Here is a 1,849-nt window from a genome sequence, read left to right on the forward strand (position 1 = left end):
ATCACAGCGATTAACTCGGAACGACCCGACACGTCTAAAGAGCGCTCATACGCACTCACCAACGTTTCTTCACTGAATGCTCGTGTATACTGATTGGCAGTAGCAATAATTTCTTGATGTTTCTGAGGTAAATAATGGGATAAATCAATCGCCTGATTCCAATCTTGATGTGCTAAGTCCTTAATCAAGTTACAGTATATTTGATTCAAAGTCGCAATAAAATCCTCGGCAAACAGTTGATCGACATACAGCCACTTACTCATGAAGCAGTCGCCTGTTTCAACCGCCTGCAAATCAATCCAAGCCTGAGAGGTTTGCCCACACCAATAACGCTTTTCTTTAAATTCATCTGCTTGTAAAAAGGTTTCTGAGTCAAAGTGGTGTGATTTATTACCTACAACCCCAGTAAATACAATCGGTGAAACAGCTTCGGTAGCATCCAGCCCATGTAATTTACTTAAAACCCTTTGCACTTCCATTCCTGTGTAAAGGGCATGATTAACATCATCCCACATACGTTGATGCGTACGCTCAAAAGTGTCAATCCAGCATTTGCCTGAATCTTTAAAGTGGAATAAATCAGTCGTCGTAAAATCGCCCCAAATCGCATTAGCCTCATCATGAATGGCATAACGATTAAATAGCGTCAGGGTGATCAAAAATTCCTTATGTCCTGAAAAATAAGCCAGTACACTCCCATATAAACTCAACAAAACTGAAGAATAAGATACCTGATAATCACTCGCTTTTTGCTTAAATAAGATCCAATCTTCTTTATCTACGAGTAAAGTATGTGCCGAAAAGCTAGGGTATTCAATTTGTTCAGGAGATTGCTTAAACGGAAAACTGAGACGTAAAGGCATGGATGGAAGCCTACTCTCCCAATATGCTTTATCACGCGCATACCACACCGAATGCTTTAGTAGCTGGTAATATTCCTGATAATCTTTAAACGAAATACTAGGCGATGTGATTTGTTGCTCTGGATTACGATACAATGCACTAATTACACCGAAAAAAGATAAACGACTCTTTACGTCCAATAAAATTAAATCCGAGCTTACATGTAACACCCACATAGTGCGAAACTGAGTCACTTCAAAAGCAAATAAAGGAAACGATTGTGGGTCATAGACCTGGTGGGATAACCGCTCTCGAATGAGTTGTAAATCTTTTTCATCTCCGGCCAAGTGACGATAGTCATTCACTTTAATCGAATAATGAGGTGTTTCATCCAAGGATAAAAATCGCTGTTGCAGTTGTTCATAAGAATAAACCGTACGTAAAACAGGGTATTCTTTGATCAAATAATTAATGATCGTTTCAAGCTTGGAGACGTCAAGCGAAGGATAATAGTATTCACTATAGACATGATTAGATACGTTACCTATTTCATATTCACCTAAACGTCCCAATAAATAAGCTTTCTGAATTTCAGTCATTGGAAACCAAGCATATTGCTCAGCACTGGGCAACAAAGGTAAAGCCGCTAAATCTGCTTCACTTAAAATGCCTTTAAAATCACCTGACGTATATTGCGGTTTGTCTTGACGACTTTGGCAATACGCCAGAATAGAATGTAAATGCTGTTGTAATGCATGCAGTAATTGTTGAGTTTTCTGCTCATCCAAGCGTGCATCAACTCTCAATTTTAATCGACTATCAACAATCATCCCCAATATATTGATTAGGTGGTAGTCCTGATTCTCCGGATGCATGGCTTGTCCAGAAGACTCATCAACCACATGCCAAAATTCAGAGTGTTGCTCAAACTGACCCAGATAATTAAAACTAACCACTGGCATCTGGGCAATGGCATAACCCAATAACGCGCCGTAACCAACTCCCT

At 39.5% G+C, this 1,849-nt stretch carries 1 protein-coding gene; it reads right to left on the reverse strand.

Annotated elements, in window-relative coordinates:
- Positions 1-1,849 (reverse strand): condensation domain-containing protein (locus tag Lsan_RS12280; RefSeq protein ID WP_157068306.1); only part of this gene is annotated, 1,849 nt, incomplete at both ends.

Source organism: Legionella santicrucis, assembly GCF_001468135.1.
Taxonomy (GTDB): domain Bacteria; phylum Pseudomonadota; class Gammaproteobacteria; order Legionellales; family Legionellaceae; genus Legionella; species Legionella santicrucis.